At 40.4% G+C, this 19,980-nt stretch carries 17 protein-coding genes and 1 pseudogene; 15 read left to right on the top strand and 3 right to left on the bottom strand.

From position 1 onward, the window contains the following. The first annotated feature begins 3 nt into the window (after positions 1–3). From ABVF21_RS05470 to ABVF21_RS05450, 5 genes are all read left to right on the top strand, one after another. The gene (locus ABVF21_RS05470) at positions 4–1,038 is read left to right on the top strand and encodes a methionine ABC transporter ATP-binding protein (protein ID WP_303534298.1); all 1,035 of its coding nucleotides are present in this window, start codon (positions 4–6) and stop codon (positions 1,036–1,038) included. Then, positions 1,028–1,702, top strand: coding sequence for a methionine ABC transporter permease (locus ABVF21_RS05465; protein WP_371017655.1), 675 nt, complete (start codon positions 1,028–1,030; stop codon positions 1,700–1,702). The genes ABVF21_RS05470 and ABVF21_RS05465 overlap by 11 nt, the downstream gene beginning before the upstream one ends. Before the next feature lie 100 nt (positions 1,703–1,802). Further along, positions 1,803–2,897, top strand: a complete 1,095-nt coding sequence (locus tag ABVF21_RS05460; RefSeq protein WP_303534294.1) for an iron-containing alcohol dehydrogenase family protein — start codon at positions 1,803–1,805, stop codon at positions 2,895–2,897. A 529-nt stretch (positions 2,898–3,426) separates the two neighbouring features. Continuing rightward, positions 3,427–4,821 carry an L-cystine transporter gene (locus ABVF21_RS05455; protein WP_194218645.1) on the top strand — a complete coding sequence of 465 codons (1,395 nt, stop codon included), beginning with the start codon at positions 3,427–3,429 and terminating at the stop codon, positions 4,819–4,821. Positions 4,822–5,000: 179 nt separating this feature from the next. Continuing rightward, positions 5,001–5,501, top strand: a complete 501-nt coding sequence (locus ABVF21_RS05450; RefSeq protein ID WP_371017654.1) for a DUF6843 domain-containing protein — start codon at positions 5,001–5,003, stop codon at positions 5,499–5,501. A 104-nt stretch (positions 5,502–5,605) separates the two neighbouring features. Here the strand turns inward: ABVF21_RS05450 and ABVF21_RS05445 are convergent, their stop codons facing one another. Then, positions 5,606–6,172 carry a histidine phosphatase family protein gene (locus ABVF21_RS05445; RefSeq protein ID WP_371017653.1) on the bottom strand — a complete coding sequence of 189 codons (567 nt, stop codon included), beginning with the start codon at positions 6,170–6,172 and terminating at the stop codon, positions 5,606–5,608. Positions 6,173–6,233: 61 nt separating this feature from the next. Next, positions 6,234–8,207 carry a LuxR C-terminal-related transcriptional regulator gene (locus ABVF21_RS05440; RefSeq protein WP_371017652.1) on the bottom strand — a complete coding sequence of 658 codons (1,974 nt, stop codon included), beginning with the start codon at positions 8,205–8,207 and terminating at the stop codon, positions 6,234–6,236. Between the two features lie 136 nt (positions 8,208–8,343). Here ABVF21_RS05440 and ABVF21_RS05435 point away from each other — a divergent pair, with 136 nt between their 5' ends. Then, entirely contained in the window at positions 8,344–8,721 is a 378-nt protein-coding gene (locus tag ABVF21_RS05435) for a DUF4870 domain-containing protein (protein WP_371017651.1), read from the top strand. 52 nt (positions 8,722–8,773) lie between these two features. Here ABVF21_RS05435 and galU read toward each other — a convergent pair whose 3' ends face one another. Then, complete coding sequence (gene galU / locus ABVF21_RS05430; RefSeq protein WP_303534280.1) at positions 8,774–9,664, bottom strand: UTP--glucose-1-phosphate uridylyltransferase GalU; 891 nt, start codon at positions 9,662–9,664, stop codon at positions 8,774–8,776. Between the two features lie 852 nt (positions 9,665–10,516). Between galU and ABVF21_RS05425 the strand changes: the two genes are divergently transcribed. The 9 genes and pseudogenes from ABVF21_RS05425 (at position 10,517) to ABVF21_RS05385 (ending at position 19,913) form a co-directional block, all read left to right on the top strand. After that, on the top strand, positions 10,517–11,572 hold the full coding sequence (locus ABVF21_RS05425) for a glycosyltransferase family 2 protein (protein WP_303534277.1): 1,056 nt from the start codon (positions 10,517–10,519) through the stop codon (positions 11,570–11,572). Then, complete coding sequence (locus tag ABVF21_RS05420; RefSeq protein ID WP_303534275.1) at positions 11,532–12,305, top strand: CDP-alcohol phosphatidyltransferase family protein; 774 nt, start codon at positions 11,532–11,534, stop codon at positions 12,303–12,305. The genes ABVF21_RS05425 and ABVF21_RS05420 overlap by 41 nt, the downstream gene beginning before the upstream one ends. A gap of 128 nt (positions 12,306–12,433) precedes the next feature. Next, entirely contained in the window at positions 12,434–12,829 is a 396-nt protein-coding gene (gene tagD, locus ABVF21_RS05415) for a glycerol-3-phosphate cytidylyltransferase (RefSeq protein WP_194218652.1), read from the top strand. A gap of 47 nt (positions 12,830–12,876) precedes the next feature. Beyond that, positions 12,877–15,036, top strand: coding sequence for a bifunctional glycosyltransferase/CDP-glycerol:glycerophosphate glycerophosphotransferase (locus tag ABVF21_RS05410; RefSeq protein WP_371017650.1), 2,160 nt, complete (start codon positions 12,877–12,879; stop codon positions 15,034–15,036). A gap of 127 nt (positions 15,037–15,163) precedes the next feature. Next, a complete protein-coding gene (locus ABVF21_RS05405; RefSeq protein WP_371017649.1) occupies positions 15,164–16,366 on the top strand; it encodes a CDP-glycerol glycerophosphotransferase family protein in 1,203 nt (400 codons plus the stop codon). Between the two features lie 2 nt (positions 16,367–16,368). Further along, positions 16,369–17,172, top strand: a complete 804-nt coding sequence (locus ABVF21_RS05400) for an ABC transporter permease (RefSeq protein ID WP_303534270.1) — start codon at positions 16,369–16,371, stop codon at positions 17,170–17,172. Between the two features lie 15 nt (positions 17,173–17,187). Next, positions 17,188–17,973: pseudogene (gene tagH / locus ABVF21_RS05395) on the top strand (teichoic acids export ABC transporter ATP-binding subunit TagH); the annotation flags it as partial. 196 nt (positions 17,974–18,169) lie between these two features. Further along, positions 18,170–19,198 carry a UDP-glucose 4-epimerase GalE gene (galE, locus tag ABVF21_RS05390; protein ID WP_371017648.1) on the top strand — a complete coding sequence of 343 codons (1,029 nt, stop codon included), beginning with the start codon at positions 18,170–18,172 and terminating at the stop codon, positions 19,196–19,198. Positions 19,199–19,346: 148 nt separating this feature from the next. Continuing rightward, the gene (locus tag ABVF21_RS05385; RefSeq protein ID WP_303534265.1) at positions 19,347–19,913 is read left to right on the top strand and encodes a class I SAM-dependent methyltransferase; all 567 of its coding nucleotides are present in this window, start codon (positions 19,347–19,349) and stop codon (positions 19,911–19,913) included. Positions 19,914–19,980 lie beyond the last annotated feature (67 nt).

The raw sequence follows: 19,980 nt of genomic DNA, 5'->3' as shown, positions 1-19,980 counted from the left end.
ACGATGATTCGATTAGAAAATATAACGAAAACGTATAAAAGCGGTGAGAGGATTACGAAGGCGGTTGATGATGTTTCCATAGAAGTTGAGAAAGGAAGCATCTATGGCGTCATCGGTTATAGTGGTGCAGGAAAGAGCACGCTTGTCCGAATGGTGAATCTTCTGGAGCGACCGACAGATGGAAAGGTATTTATCAATGACATTGAGCTCACTTCTTTGTCTACTGGAAAGCTTCAAAAAACAAGACAGCGTATTGGGATGATTTTTCAGTCTTTTAATTTGTTGAAAACAGGCACTGTGTATCAAAACATTGCCATCCCGCTGAAGCTTACGGGTCTTCGTAAAAAAGAGATTGAAGCGCGAGTTGATAAATATTTAGGTATCGTTGGGTTATCGGATAAGCGGGATGCTTATCCTTCCCAGCTATCAGGCGGTCAGAAGCAGCGTGTGGCGATTGCCCGTGCGCTTGCTCATGAACCTGAAGTACTACTATGCGATGAGGCAACGAGTGCCCTTGACCCAGATACGACAGAATCAATCCTATCTTTATTGGAACAAATCAATCGTGATTTTGGAATCACGATTTTACTCATTACGCATGAAATGCACGTTGTCCAGAAAATATGTCATGAAGTGGCTGTGATGGAGAACGGGAAGGTGATTGAACAGGGGCGAGTGATCGATATCTTTAGTAAGCCTACTACAACGACGGCCAAACGATTTGTTCAGTCGTTATTCCAGGATGAGCTTCCAGAGTCGCTTGTGTCGCGATTGAAAGAGCGTGGTCAGATCGTGAATCTTTCATTTATTGGGGAGAAATCAGGTAGTCCCGCTCTTGCGCTTGTTAGTAAGAAGTTCGACGTGTATCCGTCCATTTTAGCAGGGAACATTACACAACTGAAGGATCAGCCTTTTGGTAGGCTAGTCGTTCATTTAGATGGGGAAGCGGAAGAGACGGCTCGGGCCGTTGCCTTTTTAGAGGAAAGTGGCGTCGTAGTAGAAGGCTATGTTCAGGAGGTGGAAGCTCATGTCAGCTAAGGTATCGGAGTTTATTGATCTTTGGGGTGCAGACATTTGGAACGCGATTATTGAAACATTTCAAATGGTTGGGATCTCACTACTGATTTCAGTGTTGATTGGCCTCCCGCTTGGTGTGCTACTTGTTTTAACTAGAGCTGAAAAAGCATTAGAAAATAAAGTTCTTTTCCGTATATTAAATGCGGCTATAAACGTGATCAGGTCGATTCCATTTATCATTTTACTGTTTTTCATTTTACCTTTTACAAAAATGATTGCAGGTACAACTATTGGAGTAAAAGGTGTGATTGTGCCGCTCGTTGTCTTTACGGCGCCTTATATCGCAAGGTTGATGGAGTCTGCTCTTCTTGAGGTCGATCGTGGAGTAGTAGAAGCCTATGAAGCAATGGGGGTAAAAACGAGACACATTATCTGGCATGTTCTTGTAAGGGAGTCTCGTTCATCGATCGTTCTTGGATTAACGATTGCGACAATTGGACTGATTGGGGCAACGGCAATGGCTGGGCTCGTTGGAGCAGGTGGACTTGGTGATCTCGCTTATCGATACGGTCATTTGCGATATGAAGTCGATGTGATGTACGTTACGGTATTTCTCCTTATTGTCCTTGTTCAGGGACTCCAATCGTTCGGGAATGTTCTCTCCGCTCGTTTGAAGAAGGATTAAGTTAAAAGGATATCTCATTGTGCAATTGTTTATAGCAGGTGTGTCTTCAATAAATGAACTTCATGATCAGTTTGTTCATCAGATTTAGGAGGAAGAAAAGATGGAATCAATTCAGGTAAGAGCAACGCCAGGACATTATGAGTGTCGATCAGGTATCCTTCAAGAATTACCACGGTTACTTCAAGAAGGGCAGTTCCAAAAAGTATTTGTGATTTCTGGCCATCAATCGTGGGCAGCGGCTCAAGATTATTTCCCGGATCTATCTGCCTTTCATGTAGCTTATTCTACGTACAGTGGTGAATGTTCAGAAACTGAAATTGCAAGGCAATCAGAATTAGCCAAAATTCACGGTGCCGATTTGATACTTGGGGTAGGCGGCGGAAAAGTTCTGGATGTAGCGAAAGCGGTTGGTAATGAAGTGAACAAAGATGTGGCTCTTGTGCCAACTCTTGCGTCTACTTGTGCTGCAACGACGCCGCTTAGTGTGAAGTATTCAGATGAGGGAGAATTTATTACGTATACTATTTTTCCAAGAAGTACATATCTTGTTCTTGTAGAACCTGAAATTCTTGTGCAGGCACCAATCGCTTATTTGAAAGCGGGGATTGGTGATACGCTGGCCAAATGGTATGAAGCGAGAGCACTCATTGAGGAACTGCCTTCGACGCCAATCCCAGTAAAACTAGCGTATGAAGTAGCAAGAAGCTGCCGTGATGTCCTTGTGGCAGATGGTGAAAAAGCGGTTAAGGATCAACAGAAGGGTCGTTTGAGTGATGCGTTTATTCGGGTGATTGAAACAAATCTTTTATCAGGAGGGATGGTAGGAGGTCTTGGAGATCGCTATGGTCGGATTGCAGCGGCACACTCCATTCATAACGGATTAACACATGTATCTGAAGCTCATTCGTTTCTTCACGGTGAGAAAGTAGCTTATGGCATACTTGTGCAACTTGTACTAGAAGGTGAGTGGGAAGAGGTGAGAGGTTTATTTGCCTATTATAAAGAAATTGGTTTGCCCCTCTCGTTAGAGTCAATTGGCATTGAACCAACAAATGTGGAGAGCATAGGTCAAGTCATCGCAGAATACGCTACGAGAGATGGGGAGTCTATTCATTTCCCTTCAGGTCATGTGACGAAAAATGATGTAGTTGAAGCGATTCTTGGTTTAGAAGCATTACAAGTTACATTAAGCTGATTAGAGGCATATCTAGCGAGAAAAAAGTCCCCTGGAAGTTACGATTCAACGTCCAGGGGGCTAAATATGATAGATGGATTTTGCGAGCAGATCAAGATGGCGGTTGCGATGTTCCTTCCATTGACATTGTTGGCCAGCACCAGGCTGAAAATAGTTCTTGATCAGTAATAAAATCATTGAAATGTTCCCCCTCTGATTCAACGAATGTATTATTTAGCGCCTATTAATAATTTCCTGTTCAAGAACGTAAATGTTCTCCATGTCCAGCACCTCCTTGTGTCTCTCTTTCTTTGTTAATTACAGTCTACGCCGTATGCGTATCAAATAAACCAGTCACCAGTTCGGTTTTCAACTCATCCTTAAGATGGAGATTTCATAAGCCTTTTCCTCCATTCGACAAATAGCGGGAAGTGACAGGCACCAGCGCTTGACAGTGCCACAAATTGGTAGTATTTTAGATTAATGCCGACTAAACTTATAAGGATTATAAAGTTTTGGTTTTATAGAGAAAATAAAAGGGGGAAATAGCGTGGATACATTTTTAGTCATTGTGAATATTGCCATTTTACTTGTTCTTATTGGTGTTTTAATTAAGATGCAGCAGAAGCATGTGTCTTTTAGTAAGCGTGTGTTTGCTGGTTTAGGGTTTGGGGTTGTGTTAGGTGTTTACTTGCAAGCTGTCTTCGGAGCTAGCTCAGAGATTGTGAGTCAAACATCAGATTGGTATAGCATTGTAGGGAGCGGATATGTACGCCTTCTAATGATGATCGTGATACCACTTGTTATGGTTTCGATCATTCAATCGATTACGAATCTTGAGAAGACTTCAGAGCTTGGCAAAATGTCAGGGTGGATTATTGGAATTCTTGTATCAACCGCAATGGTTGCAGCGATCGTTGGTGTAGGTAGCTCGCTCGTCTTTGATTTAAATGCAGAGCAAATTGAGGCAGGGCAAGCGGAACAGGATCGTGGAAGCTATCTAGAAGAAACGCTTGGTAGTGTGAAAGATATGAGTACGCCAGATAAAATTCTTGCGTTTATTCCTGCAAATCCGTTTGAAGATATGACAGGAGCTCGCCCGACCTCAACGATTGCCGTTGTTATATTCTCAGCTATTGTCGGAATCGCGGCACTAGGTGTACGTCGTAAAAATCCAGAGCAAGCAGCCGTCTTCACGAAAGGTGTGAATGCTGTCTATGCGATCGTTATGAGAATCGTCACACTAGTTCTTCGGTTAACTCCATTCGGGATTATGGGCTTGATGGCAACTACCGTCGCTCAAACGAACGTAGGCGGTATTCTCGAACTCGGGAAATTCGTTCTTGCATCCTATTTAGCACTGCTTGTGATGTTTATCATTCATTTGATTTTGGTTGCGACAGGTGGATTAAATCCACTAACATATTTGAAGAAGGTATTACCTGTTCTTACGTTTGCCTTCACTTCTCGTTCAAGTGCAGGGACAATTCCTTTGAATATTTCCGCTCAGAAAAATAGCCTTGGTGTTGATGAAGGAACAGCGAACATGTCTGCATCCTTTGGTGCAACGATTGGCCAAAATGGTTGCGCTGGTATTTATCCAGCGATGCTCGCAGTTATGATTGCGCCAACGGTAGGTATTGATCCGCTCAGTCCTGGATTTTTAATCCAACTTGTCTTAATCGTTGGTATTAGTTCGTTTGGTGTGGCTGGAGTCGGAGGCGGAGCGACATTTGCTGCGTTAATCGTTCTTTCTTCTATGAACCTACCCGTTTACTTAGCCGGTCTTCTCATTTCTGTTGAGCCACTCATTGATATGGGGCGGACGGCGTTAAATGTGAATGGTGCGATGACTTCAGGTACACTAACATCACGAATTCTTGGCAAGTTGAACCACGATAAGTTCAATGATTCAAATGCTGTTGAAAAAGATATTGCCGTTTAACTAACGGATAAAGCCCGCTTCCCATAGAAGGCGGGCTTTTTTATGAGAAGAATAACTCGATTGACATAGTGCATCGTCATAACCCGGTCAGTTTGTTGTTAGGAATTTTTCCATGTGAAGGAAGTGCAACCACCACCGTCGAAAAAGATAAAGGTACAAACGGTCAGGGGGAGAAGCGTATGTATGCGATCAGATTACTCGTCGTGGTTTTGATAATGTTGATGGCCGCTTCATGTTCGTCTAAGGCTACAACCATTCATCATGAAAAAACAGATACCGTTCATTTAGTTCCTGAAGGGTTTGAAGGGAAATTGATCGTGATTTACAACGTGGAAGGCGCTCCAAAATTAAAACAAGAAAAAGGTTTTACAGTTATTCCCTATAGCGAAGACGGTATGTATTTAACTTCAACGGAAGATATGAAATACGGGGCAGTAACGGATGAATTCTATTATGTGGATCAAAAAGACAAGCGTACTGAAATTGATACAAGCTGTACGTATTTGTTCCCAAATAGCGGAATCACTATAGAAGATCGCCGCCTCCTTTATAATGCTTTTTATTTAACAGAGTCACACTGTAGTGAAGATTTTCATGGTAAAGGTCCTGAAAATGAAGGGAATCGAAACATTCTCGCTAGCGTAGAGGAGAAGTTAAAGAAAGAGGGGATTTTAGAGTAAGGTTCTTTAAATTGAGACATATCGAGGGTTCAAGTTCTTCGCAAGAAAGTAAACCACACACTTGAACAGCATAAAAGATGACGGCGCATAAGGGGTGTCATTTTTTATGCTGTTCTTTCCCAAATACGCTCCACCTTCATTAACTTTTCTCCTTGAAAGGTGAGGCAATAGACATCAGGCATATCGAGATTTTCCCAAAAGTGTCTATCGTACTGATCATCGAAATGACTCATCATGAGAACCATTAAATTCCCATGAGTACCCATCACTACGCTTTTTCCTTTGTAGGTTTTAAGTACGTTTTGAAGAGCGCTCACTCCTCGGCTACGAGCGAGTTCGTTGGATTCACCACCAGGGTAGCTAAACGTTTCATCTTGCCAAACAGCGTCGATCGCGGATTGAAAATCATCAACAGGTTGTCCAGCAAGTGTTCGCTCTTTAAATGCTTCTATAACTTGAATGTCTATTGAGTGATGTTTTGCGATGCCTTCAACTGTATGAATCGCTCGATTATAAGGGCTAGAAAGCACAACATCAATTTGTTTTTCTTTCATTAGATGTGTAAGGCTCTTTTCATCCCTGTTGCCCTTCGGTGATAATCCTCGTCCGTATTCATCAGGTGTATAAGAAGAATGAGCATGACGTACAAGATAAATTTTCGTTTCATTCATTTAGTGCTTCACCTCTTTAAAGGAGCGGGGGTCAGGTCCGCACCTGACCCCCGCTCTTCCATTATTTCCTCTCAAGCATAATACGCGTTAGCTGCGTGCGGTTCTTTACACCAGTTTTCTCATAAATTCGACTTAAATGCTTTTTGATAGTCACTTCGCTTAAGGAGAGTTCAGCAGCAAGATTAGCATTTGAGTATCCTTGGATGACGAGTGTAACAACCTCTTCTTCACGCGGGGTAAATTGAAATGGATGGTGCGGTGTTTCCGTTAGATTTACGCCGAGCGCCTGTGCGAATGTTTCAAGGTACTGGGAAAGACGAGCGTTTCTTAAATCAAGTTCATAAGTCTTGGAAGGTCGGCCAGGACCATAGTCAAAATGCATTGCTTCGTGTACTTCGCTGAAACGGAACTGTTCTAATAAATCTTGATAAAAAGGAAGTGGTGTCGATGCAACGAGAATTCCTTCAGTTAGAACAAGAGGCAGAAGATGATACAAAAGTGCCTGGCGATCTTCCATTTGGTTCACATTTTTTACACCGAGGTATCGAATGACCCATCCTGCTGGCTTATCTTGAGACAAAATACGTTTTTCATCTGCAGAAGACAGCCTCTTAAAATAACTTCTTGTAACAGGGCTTTGCTGTAGCTTCTTAAGCGTGCTGGACTGGATTGGAATAAGAAAAGCAATTCCAATAACTTTTCCACCACGGTGACGTAGCAGTTTCACATGCTGAATCCCTACAGACTCAATCATTTCCTTCGTTATATAAGCGGAATCTTTATCACCGCTCTTTGGAGCACGTTGATAAAAAACCTTGGTACTTCGATCATTAACGAACGAGGCTTCCCCGGCGTCATTCATCGTGGAATGGCTTTTCAAATAAGGAAGGACCTCGTCCCAATCGTCTGAGCTAGCAGAAGTCATGCTATAGGTAGAGAGCGTGTCGTGATCAAATAAAGAAGCACGCATCATTGGTTCACCAAGTAAGTAGAAGAATTCGCTGATTTCGGTGGAATCCATGACACGGTCGTGCTTAAAAAAGGATCGACAATAGAGCAGGGCACGTTTCCATAATTGATAATAATACGTGGGTTTTCTTCTACGTAGATCGTCTCTCATTGCCCGTTGAAAAAGAGTGTTGAGCTGCCATCCTGACTCTGTTTCTTCAAAAAAGGAAAGGGATACGAGTGCTTCAAAATCTTTTCGCGAGATCGTTTGATCCAGCATTACTTCAAGTTTTTCCTGTTGAATGTAGTGACCAATCGACGCCACTTCTATGTAGGGAAGGAGGCGATCATCTTCAAGTTCACTTAGCCATTCTTGGACGACGGTTCTATAAATTTTCTGCTCATCCTTCTCATTCCATTCCTGCGTCTCGTTTAGTTTCTGAACGCAAAGTGATAATGCATAGGGATTACCACTTGAAAATTGCCAGGCTAACTTAGTGAGCTCTGGTTTTAAAGTGCGAAAGGCAGAATCATACTGTCCGATGCTGAAACCTTTTAATTCAATGGAAGTAATGAAAGGATACCAGATCGATGCCCTCCAGGATTCCCTGAGCTTTTTGCGCCCGCAAAAAATGAGAATGCTTGAAGAGGGAAGAGATGGAAGGAAAGATTGCCTGAACCATTCGTCTAATTTTTCAAAGCGTTCATATGAGTCAATGGCTATGACGAAACGAATTCCTTGTTGTTCAAGATGTTGGATGTGCATATTAATTGCTTCAAGAGGCGAAATGTATAGGTTAGATGCTCCCATTTGCGCCAATAGTAATTGAAGAAAAGCGGATGGTTCAGCCTTTGAATACTGAGCGTTTACAAGGTAGAAAACAATATCTCTGTCTGACGCTTCCTTTTGATAATGCGTCATTAGCTCACTTTTTCCTGTCCCGGGCTGTCCATATACGGATAGAATGCTGCTCCCGTTTTCATCTAGCAAACGAGAAAATACGGTTAACTCTTTTTCTCTCGTAATATTAAACGGAAAAGCCTTCGACTGAATTTGTTCTTGATTGGGGTTATCTGGAAGGTTCATCCTTATCACACTCCACTGAAAAAGTACTCGATTTTTGTCTAAGTAGTATACTTTCGTATACTACCCTCCAATTCCTGCTTTTGATAAAATTAATTTATACAATATTCAGAATTTACAAAATAAGGGAGGTGCCGCAGTGGAAACAGGGAATAACCCTGAAAAAATTGGCCAAACCCCTCGCAAAACATCGAGTGGTATGGAGGAAAATGTCGCAGGACTGTTGACCTATGTGCTGGGGTTCGTGACTGGTATTATTTTCTTGTTGATTGAAAAGGAAAACAAGTTTGTGCGTTTTCATGCCATGCAGTCGATCGTTGTGTTCGGAACATTATTTGTCGCAAGTCTTGTTATGAATGTGATTCCAATTATAGGATCGCTTGTCTCTCTTCTTATATTGCCACCCCTAAGCTTAATTGTTTGGATTGTCTTAATGGTAAAAGCTTATCAGGGAAAGATGTATAAGCTACCGGTTGTTGGCGAATTTGCAGAGACACAGCTAGAGAAAATCAAATAATAAAAACCGCATTCCTCTATCATGGGAGGAGTGCGGTTTTTATCTTACTTATTTATTTTTTTGTTGTGAGTTCTTGATCCACAACTTGTTTTAAATAGTTCATCACATCTTTTTGAAGGTCTGGACGATTAAGGGCAAAATCAACTGTTGCTTTTATAAATCCAAATTTATCACCAACGTCATAACGTTGACCTTCGAACTCATGAGCAAAGACTGCTTGCTGCTCATTTAGCACCTTGATCGCATCTGTAAGCTGAATTTCTCCGCCTGCTCCTTTAGGTAGGTTCTCAAGAATAGAGAAGATTTCAGGTGTTAAGATGTAGCGTCCAAGAATGGCATAATTAGAAGGTGCCTCTTCAAGGGATGGTTTCTCAACGAGTGACTTAATTGGAATAATGCCGTTGTCAATTTGTTCTCCCTTAGGAGAGATGATTCCGTATTTAGAAACAGCATCGTCAGCCACTTGTTGAACACCTACGATTGAAGTGCGATAACGATTGTAGCTATCCATTAGCTGGCCGATACATGGTTGATCTGATTTTACAATGTCATCACCAAGGAGAACAGCGAAAGGTTCATTGCCGATAAAACGGCTAGCACAATTAATGGCATGACCAAGCCCTTTAGGTTCTTTTTGGCGAATGTAGTGAATGTTAGCGAGATTAGAAATTTGTTGTACTTCTTTTAACATCTTGTCTTTTTGCTTCTTGATTAGTGTTTCCTCAAGCTCATATGATTTATCGAAATGATCTTCAATAGCACGCTTTCCGCGACCGCTAACGATGATAATGTCTTCAATTCCAGCAGCGACAGCCTCTTCTACAATATATTGAATCGTTGGCTTGTCCACGATTGGTAACATTTCTTTTGGCTGTGCCTTAGTTGCTGGTAAGAACCTTGTTCCAAGACCAGCGGCAGGTATAATCGCCTTTCTAACTCTCATGTTGAATCCTCCCAGTAACTAATTGTTTTCAAAATCCCAATAAGTGCTTACTAATATTAACATATATCATGACTATTTTCCTGCATTTTCATAATGAAGAGACATGACGAAAGGAAGACTTCACTCGAATTAAACTAAAATCGAGAATCAACAATAATGCTAACATAGCTTTACAAATAAGAAGCCATTCTTCATTGTCGTTCGCTTCCATAACAGATTTTTCGACAGCGATAGTCGGTATCCTTCTCATTTGGGTAATGTTATGATAAAGCATAACGAAATAACGCTTTTTTTGTGTTTATTGGGTCTTGTTTGCTTTTATTGCCCTTTGCTTCTCATATCTTCATTGTTTTTAATGACATCTAAAAGGGTAATGAAGGTTAACTATGTATAAGTCTGTTTAAGTATAAAATGGATCATTTTTTCAATGATAGAATCTCCTATTCCCATAGCAATCAAAAAGTATGTGTCGGATTTAGATTGCATAGGTCACTAAAGTACGTGATTCTAACTAAGCATCCATTTATTACAAGTGATCGTAGGGCCACAATCTTAATGAGAGCGACGAAGGGTGTCAGTATGTTAATTAAAACGTGAATCCATTATGAAATATTAAAATACCGCTCATTTTAAACTCGCTTTTCTGCGATAAGTCTTTGTTTATTCTTAGAAAACGACAGCAATGGCCAATGATTGTTCACACAATTGAAAGAAAATAAATTACTTTTCCCTTATTTTTACAATGATTCTTTAACCTGTATCATGTATACTTAAATATTAGATTGAAAAGGTTTATGTAAGTCTCTTAGATTAAAAGAGAGATAAGGCGAAGTTGTGAAGGGATGAAAAGAAATGAAAGAATTGTTCTTTTCCGTGCTTCTCGTCGTGAAGAATGAAGAGAGGTATATACGAAAGTTGCTGGAAGGTGTCTTGCAACAGGAGTTTCCTCAAGATTCATATGAAATTCTAGTAGTAGATGGAATGTCGTCCGATCGAACGAAGGATATTATAGAAGATGTTAGTAGTAAGAACCCGGGAAGAATACGGTTGTTTGAAAATCCGAAAGAGACGTTGCCGACAGGATGGAATCTTGCCATTCAAAATGCGAAAGGGCAATACATTCTACGAGTAGATGGTCATACTATGATTCCAACTAATTTCCTTACGAGTTATTACGACTTAACTCAGCGTCAGCCTGATATGGACTGCGTTGGTGGAGTCATTCGAACAGAAGGAAAAGGGTTCTGGGGAACGATTAATGCTTATGTTTATTCGCATCCTATGGGCGTTGGGAACTCTATGTTCCGCATCACTAAAAGCTCTAGCAAATGGGAAGGGCGAGTAGATACCGTGCCATATGGCGCTTACAAACGTGAAGTGTTCCAGAAAGCCGGATTATTCAACGAAAACTTAAGAAGAAGTGAAGATATTGAATTTCATGCGAGAGTACGGAATCAGGGTGGCAAGTTTTATTTATCAAGCGAAATTGCTTCCACTTACTACGCAAGAGATAGTCTGAAAGCATTTGTTCAGAAATCCTATGCAGATGGAAAATGGGGTATTATTGCATCAAGAAGTACTCGAGGTGTGATGAGATTCCGACAGCTTGCTCCGTTAATGGCATTTCTAACTGGAACAGGTCTTGGAATTGGAGCGCTTTTTAACAATGCGTTTCTAATTAGCTTAATCACGATCGTTACTATTTATATGATGATGATCGGCATTTCTTCGCTAGGAGTTATTAAAAAACATGGCTTCCGCGCTTATTTCCCAACTGTGATGCAGTTCTTTTTGCTTCACTTTACGAGAGGACTTGGACTAGTAGGCGGATACTTTAGCAAACAATACTGGAAGGTGAAGACCGGTCATGAAAAATGGGCAAGAATTACTACCGACCACATTTCTTGATAATGAGACGATCCTTGCATATCGTAAGCAGTCTCAAACCTTAAGTTACAAAGAAGACCTGTGGTCATGGTACGTACTGCGTCGAATTTCGATTTACCTTACAATTCTTTTTTGTAAAATGCGTATAAAACCAAATACGATAAGCTGGATGAGTGTATTCTTCATTCTCATATCAGGCTTATCACTTGTGATTGCTACACCACTATCCATTATACTTGCAGCGCTCTTTTACAATATCGGTTATTTACTTGATTGTGTAGATGGTGAAGTTGCTCGCATTACGAAGCAAACGTCGTCGAAAGGTTATTATATCGATATTATTATCCAAGCAGCTGCGCTACCTGTCTTTTTATCGATGGTTTTAACGGTATTAAGACAGGCTGGAATGCTAGAAGTTAGTATACTCGAAATGGTTCTTGTTTATGCAACGTTTGTTGCAATTATTATGGCATTACTCGTTCCGATTGCTTATCAATTAACGAAGCTGACGATGTCACAATCAACGACTCAAGATCCTGTTAATTCAATTCGAGATGGATCATTATTCTTTGATATTGTAGCTGTTCTGCTCGGTCTACCTGGTTTCTTTGTAGCTGTTGTTGTCATCATCATTGTTGAACAACTAACAGGAGTAGATCTGCTACTTTACTATATATCCTTTTTCCTTGCCATGCTTGTATTAAAGACAGGCCTACGGGTCTTCATTACATCACGTTCATTTGATAAAAGCTAATATTCAATATAAATCCATTATAAATCATAATGAACTCGCGTGATGTTAAGTGTTATTAAAGATTGTAAATTGTATGTTAATTCACGTCTCGTAAAAATTATTAAACACTACTAACTGGAGGGGTCGAAATGAAGAAGGTTTTGACTTACGGTACATTTGATTTATTGCATTGGGGCCACATTAATATATTGAAGAGAGCAAAAGATCTTGGCGATTATCTTATTGTAGCTATTTCAACAGATGAATTTAATGAAATTAAAAATAAAAAAGCATATCATAGCTATGAAAATCGCAAAATGATATTAGAAGCTATTCGCTATGTTGATGAAGTAATTCCAGAAGAACATTGGGAGCAAAAAGTAGATGACGTAAAAAATCACGATGTAGACATCTTTGTGATGGGTGATGATTGGGAAGGGAAGTTTGATTTCTTGAAAGATCATTGTGAAGTCATTTATCTTCCTCGCACAGCGGGGATTTCGACATCGAAAATCAAGAAAGAGCTACTTGTATCTAACGGATAAGCAATTGTAGAAAGAAAGAATAAATAGTTGAGGTGCTAGGAATTGTTATGGGACAAATTAGTGTAGTAGTAACCGTTTATAATAAAGAAGACTATATCGAAAAATGCCTTGATTCCCTATTGCAGCAAACTTTTCAGGATATAGAAATTATTCTGATTAACGATGCATCAACTGATAATAGTAAGGGAATTATTGAGCGTTACAGCGATTCGAGAATGACTTGCTATCATCTAGATAAAAATGTTGGTGTCTCAAAAGCGCGCAACATGGGGATCGAGTACGCTTCAAGCGAGTTTATCTATTTTGTTGACGGTGACGATTACCTGGCGCCATACACACTAGAGCTTCTCCTAAACAACATAGGAGAAGAAAACTTTATTGGTGGTTCTATTTTCAAAGCTGGAAAAATTGCTATTCCAATGGAAATTGGAGAAGATTCCTACTATTTGCGTAGATTAAGTGGTGGAAGAAAAATTAAAGCACTTCGTCGTAGGAGTGCTACTAACTTGTTGCTACGCAAAGACTTTGTGGACGTTCATGAGCTTCGTTTTGATGAACAAGCTACCTTTTACACGGACCTTACCTTCTCCATTCCAGCAATAGTAAATACAGAGGAGATTCCGATGATTACAGGTGTTCCCACTTATTTAAAAGGGGAATGCTATGATCCGATCGACCAGCCAACTCTCATGCTACATTCTGTAGAGGAGAAGTTGCCTGATTTATTTTATGTGTATCATAAAATGAAGATGTCGTACGCTGATACGAAAAGCATTAGTCGCTATTTGGACCTTCTCTTGTTAAATTATTATTCAAAGAGCATTACAAATAAAGCCGTGAAGGACTCTAACGTTTTATTTGATCATTTCACTGCTTTAAAGAACAGTCTCTCTTTAGTAGCACCTGGAAGGATTAAGAGACGGAATATCATCGAACGAAGAGAGCATCGTCTTCTGCAAAAGGGGAGAAAAGAAGCTGTTCTGAAGTCAATGATGTTTCGTGTACGTTTAAGGCAGTGGCGTAGATCATTGAGGAAGAAACACTTACTCATGCGTCAGCTTTACCGAACGGTTCTCGTAAAAATGCCAATGAAACCGAAAAAAGTACTTCTTGAGAGCTTCGGTGGTAAGGGGTATTCAGATAGCCCTCGCTACATTTATGAAGAACTGTTAAAAAGCGATCATAAGTATGATTATTTATGGGTTTATGATAAAAAGAAAAAGGATATACCGGGGAATCCTAAGCAGGTGCGACGCTTAAGCCCCGCTTACTATTACCATCTTGCGACTGCCAAGTACTGGGTATCGAATGCTAGAATGCCAAACTTTGCGATTAAACGTCCTGAGACAGTTTATTTACAAACATGGCATGGCACACCGCTCAAAAAACTGGCAGCTGATATGAAAGAAGTACGTATGCCTGGCACGACAACTGAAAAATATAAGCGGAACTTTTACAATGAAGCCCAAAAATGGGACTATCTCGTTTCGCCAAATGATTATTCGACTTCTATTTTCAGAAGAGCCTTTAAGTTCGGGAAAGAAGTTCTTGATGTGGGCTATCCGAGAAACGATATCCTCTATCTTGAGGATGAAGAAAAGGCTAGACGTCAGCAGGAAATAAAGGCTAAACTTGGTATTCCTTCTGATAAAAAAGTCATTCTTTATGCCCCAACGTGGCGGGATGACGAGTTTCACGGTAAGGGGAAATACAAGTTTGATTTAAAGCTGAACCTTAGCGAAATGCAGGAACGTCTTGGTGAAGAATATGTTATTGGTCTACGCATGCATTATTTAATTGCAGAGCATATTGATACGACTGGAATGAGCGATTTTGTATACAATTTATCTGACTACGGAGATATTGCGGAGCTTTATTTACTATCAGATATTCTGATTACTGATTATTCATCCGTGTTCTTTGATTTCGCAAATTTACGTCGTCCCATTTTATTTTTCACTTATGACATTGAAAAGTATCGCGATTCACTTCGCGGATTCTATATGGATTTTGAGAATGAAGCACCAGGTCCGCTTCTTAAAACGTCGGACGGTGTCATAGATGCGATTGAACATATCGAGAAAATAGAAGCTACCTATCAAAGCAATTTTAATGCATTCTATGATAAATATTGTCATCTTGATGATGGGCACGCTTCTAGAAAAGTAATTAATAGGGTGTTTGAGCCCGAGAAAGCTGAAATGTAGATAGACTTTAGAGAAACAGGGTACTGCCGCTGGTGAAGGCGATATGGCACTATCCTGTTTTTTCAAAGCGACAGCGCATTTCGAATAGAGGTAATCTACTACTAGTCGGGAGTATGGTGTCCATTTCATGAAAAAGCTATTGAGAATGTTGAAAATATATCCATTAATGAAGGCGTTTAGTCGACTTCTTTTTGTGGCGTTGGGCCGTTTTCCAGCAAACAAGCGGCTTGTTATATTTGAGAGCTTTTCTGGCAAGCAGTACAGCTGCAATCCAAGGGCGATCTACGAATATCTGTTAGAGCACGACTATGATTTAGACATGATTTGGAGTGTTGAAGAATCTCATGCTGAGTCTTTTCGTAAAAGGGGTATACCTACTGTAAGGCGTTTTTCGCTAAGATGGTTTTATCTCATGGCGCGTGCGCGTTATTGGGTGACTAATAGTCGGATGTCGCTTTGGATTCCTAAGCCATCTCACACTGTCTATGTACAAACGTGGCATGGAACGCCGCTTAAGAAGCTTGCAGGTGATATGGAAGAAGTGTTCATGCCTGGAACAAACACGCTCTCCTATAAAGATAATTTCTATAAGGAAGCAGCGAAGTGGGATTATTTAATCTCGCCGAATCGATACTCATCTGAGATTTTTGAGAGAGCATTTGGTTTTAAGAAAAACATGGTAGAATCGGGTTATCCACGTAATGATCGTCTTCATCTTGAAAATCATCAAGAAAAGATCGATGCTTTGAAAGTGGAGTATAGCATTCCTACCGATAAAAAAGTGGTTCTTTATGCACCAACCTGGAGAGATGATGAATTTTATCAACCAGGGAAATATAAGCATGAGCTGAAATTAGATCTTGATTTATTGAGACGTGAAATTGGCGAGGAATATGTTATTGTATTAAGGATGCATTATTTAATTGCAGAGCAGTTTGATCTTTCTCCATATGAAGGATTTGTTTTTGATTTATCACTTGGTGTCGATGTCAATGATCTCTATTTAATTTCTGATGTGTTAATTACGGATTATTCGTCTGTCTTTTTCGATTATGCGAATTTGAGGAGACCAATTATTTTCTTCGCTTATGATCTTGCTTCATATCGCGATAAATTGCGTGGATTTTACTTTGATCTTGAAAAAGAGGCGCCAGGTCCTGTCGTGACAACATCTGAAGAAGTTTTACACGCCATTCAAACGTTTGAAAACGAAGGATTTGGCGTATTTGAAGAAAAGTATAACGATTTCTATAACACTTATTGTTACCTTGAAGGAGGGTCTGCTACCAAAAAGGTTGTTGACCAAATTTTTGTTAGTGAGGCAAAATAAGCATGAATTCTTTGATTGCAGTTTTAAAAGAACAAGTTAGCAACTTTTACCTAATTAATCGGCTTTCGGTTTATCAGGTAAAGAGCACGAATAGCAATAATTATCTTGGAATGGTTTGGGAGATTCTGAATCCCCTTTTCCAAATGAGTATTTACTGGTTTGTATTTGGCTTTGGAATACGAAACGGGAACCCTGTTGATGGCGTCCCATTTGTTCTATGGATGTCTGCTGGACTTGTTGTATGGTTCTTCTTTAACCCTGCTGTTATACAAGGATCAAAGTCGATATATACTAGGATATCAATGGTATCGAAAATGAACTTTCCAATGAGTACGATTCCGAGTTATGTAATTATGTCAGTCTTTTATCAACATTTGATTTTACTTGGTATATACTTTGCAGCAGTGTTATTAACTGGCCAGGGGGTATCCTGGCACTTGCTTCAGCTACCGTATTATATGTTCGCTTTAATTATTCTCATTTTTGCCATCTCCCTCATAACGTCGACGCTATCGACAATCGTTCGAGATGTGCACAAAATGCTTCAGTCGTTTATTCGGATGTTTCTTTATTTAACACCAATTTTATGGACAATTGATGATCTTCCTGGATTTATTCAGATTGGGATGAAACTTAATCCGCTATACTATATAGTGGAAGGCTACAGAGATGCACTTCTCGGCATGGGCTGGGTTCATCAGACGCTTCAATATACCCTTTACTACTGGGTTGTCGTTGTGCTCTTACTGATGATTGGTTCCTACCTGCATATGAAGTTCAAGAGTCATTTCGTAGACTATATTTAATAAGGACTGTCGTTTATGAGTTATTCAGTTAAATTAAACGGGATTACGAAAAAATATAAAATGCACAGGCAGAACTCTGATAAGCTCAAGGATATTCTTCTTCCTGGTGGCTATGGTGAGGATTTCTATGCCATTCGTGATTTAACCTTTGAAGCAAGTGAAGGTGATGTCGTTGGTATTATCGGAGTGAACGGGTCCGGGAAATCAACGTTCTCAAACCTTGTCGCTAATATTACGCCGCCAACTAGTGGGGAAATTGACGTAAAAGGTGACGTTTCCCTTATCGCCGTTTCTGCTGGCTTAAATAAAGAGCTAACAGGGCGAGAGAATATCGAATTGAAGCTGCTCATGATGGGATATAAGAAAGACGTTATTGAAAAGATGAAGCCTGACATTATTGATTTTGCAGATATTGGTAAATTTATCGATATGCCTGTTAAAAAATATTCCAGTGGTATGAAATCACGTCTAGGTTTTTCTATATCCATTAGCGTCGATCCAGATGTTCTGATCGTCGATGAGGCCCTTTCTGTAGGTGATAAGACGTTTGCCGATAAGTGCCTTGTCAAAATGGACGAGTTTAAGGAACGAGGAAAAACAATTTTCTTTGTTAGTCATTCAAACGGCCAGATGAAGAAGTTTTGTAATAAAGCAATCTGGCTTGAACATGGCACGATCCGTGAGTATGGCGCAATGAAAGATATCATGCCGAAGTATGAAGCTTTTATTAAAGAGTACAAATCGTGGTCGAAGGAAGAAAAGCGTCGCTTCAAAGAAGAAGGTATGAAGAAGCAGGAAGGTCTTTTAGCTGCTGATTCAGAAGAGAAAGGAAAGCGAAAGAAATCCAGACTCTTGTCTAGATGATTTGCTTCTTTCTATAGCAGAATCGCTCTCATAGAGAGCGATTTTTTCATTATTTGCGCTGAATTTATGGGAATGAATGTGATATGATGAGAAGGAATTTTTTGGTGACATAACAAGAAGTGGGGGAGTAAGAATGGCTATTTTAGTAACAGGCGGTGCTGGATATATTGGAAGTCATACGTGTGTTCAGTTACTTAATCACGGTTCTGATATTGTTGTCGTGGATAACTTTTCGAATAGTAAAATGGAATCGCTTGATCGTGTGAAAGAGTTAACTGAGCGAGATTTTCCGATTTATGAAGTGGATCTACTTGATCGATCTTCTTTAGAAATGGTGTTTGAAGAAAATGAAATTGAAGCAGTCATTCATTTTGCTGGCTTGAAAGCTGTTGGCGAATCGGTTTCCATGCCACTTCATTATTACCATAATAACTTAACAGGAACGTTCATTCTTTGTGAAGTGATGGAGAAATTTAACGTTCGAAACATTGTGTTTAGCTCATCTGCAACCGTTTATGGTATGCCTGATGTTATGCCAATCACTGAAGAAGCCCCTCTAAGCGCAACGAATCCGTATGGTCAAACGAAGCTTATGATTGAACAGATTCTTCGTGATCTACATGTTTCTGATTCAAACTGGAGCATTGCCCTTCTTCGCTATTTCAATCCAATCGGAGCTCATGTGAGCGGAAGAATTGGAGAAGATCCTAACGGGATTCCAAATAACCTCATGCCGTATATTAGTCAGGTTGCGGTTGGAAAACTCGAAAAGCTTAGCGTGTTTGGAGATGACTACGATACAGCAGATGGTACAGGCGTTCGTGATTATATCCATGTGGAGGATCTGGCTAACGGGCATTTGAAAGCGTTAGAGCATATCTTAGGGACAACGGGAGTAGAAGCGTATAACCTTGGGACGGGAAATGGGTATAGCGTGCTTCAGATGGTGAAGGCTTTTGAAGAAGCGACTGGGAAAGAAGTGAAGTACTCCATTGCTCCGCGCCGTCCTGGCGATATTGGAGAATGCTATGCAGATCCGGCTAAAGCTGAAGCTGAGCTTGGCTGGAAAGCGGAAAAAGGCATTGAAGAAATGTGCCGCGACACGTGGCGCTGGCAGTCGGAAAATCCTGATGGGTATAAGAGGGGGCAGGTGCGTACCTGACCCCCCACGGAGGACAGCTGTCTTTCTATAGAGGACACTAAAGCCCGCTCATCAATGAGCGGGTTTTAGTGTTTAAATAAGGTTTCTCTCGTATAACTGCCAGTAGTGTTGTGAAGAATTAGAAAGAAATTCTAAGGAGGTTCTCGCTGTGGCTGGTAAACGATTCAAACCAGGTAATGCGGGTCGACTACTTGATCCGAAACGAAAGGAAATTATTTCACCTGAACAAGTTATCGCTCATCTTGATGTAAAGGCAACTGATCATGTAGCTGATTTAGGAGCGGGAAATGGGTATTTTACATTGCCGTTGTCGGAAGCAGCTGAAAAGGTTTATGCGGTTGATATTGAAAGGCAGATGCTAGATCTTCTTAAAAAGCGTGTTTCAGAAGAAAATCTAGCAGGGCATATCGAGTACGTTGTCAGTAGCTTGGAGCAGATTAATCTAAGAGATCACGTCGCTGACAAAGCGATTGCGGCATTTGTGATTCATGAAGTGCCTGATCTTACGAAAACATTCCAAGAATTTAAGCGAGTGATTAAGCCAGGACGTAAATTGTTTGTACTTGAATGGGAAGCCATTGAAATGGATATGGGCCCACCACTTCATGAGCGAATTTCTTCTGAGAAGATGATGCAGATTTTTAAAGATAATGGACTTGAACCTGAGATTCACCGTTTTCATGAGTCTGTATATGGGGTAACTGCGGAAGTGTGAGGGGGGGGAAGACAGTTGTCCTCAAAACAAAGACCAAAAAACCAGCTCTCTTCATCGAGAGCTGGTT

It is taken from the genome of Pseudalkalibacillus sp. JSM 102089 (genome assembly GCF_041366475.1).
Classification (GTDB): domain Bacteria; phylum Bacillota; class Bacilli; order Bacillales; family Guptibacillaceae; genus Guptibacillus; species Guptibacillus hwajinpoensis_B.
Note: the sequence above shows the minus strand (reverse complement) of the source record. Positions and strands in the feature narration are given on the sequence as shown.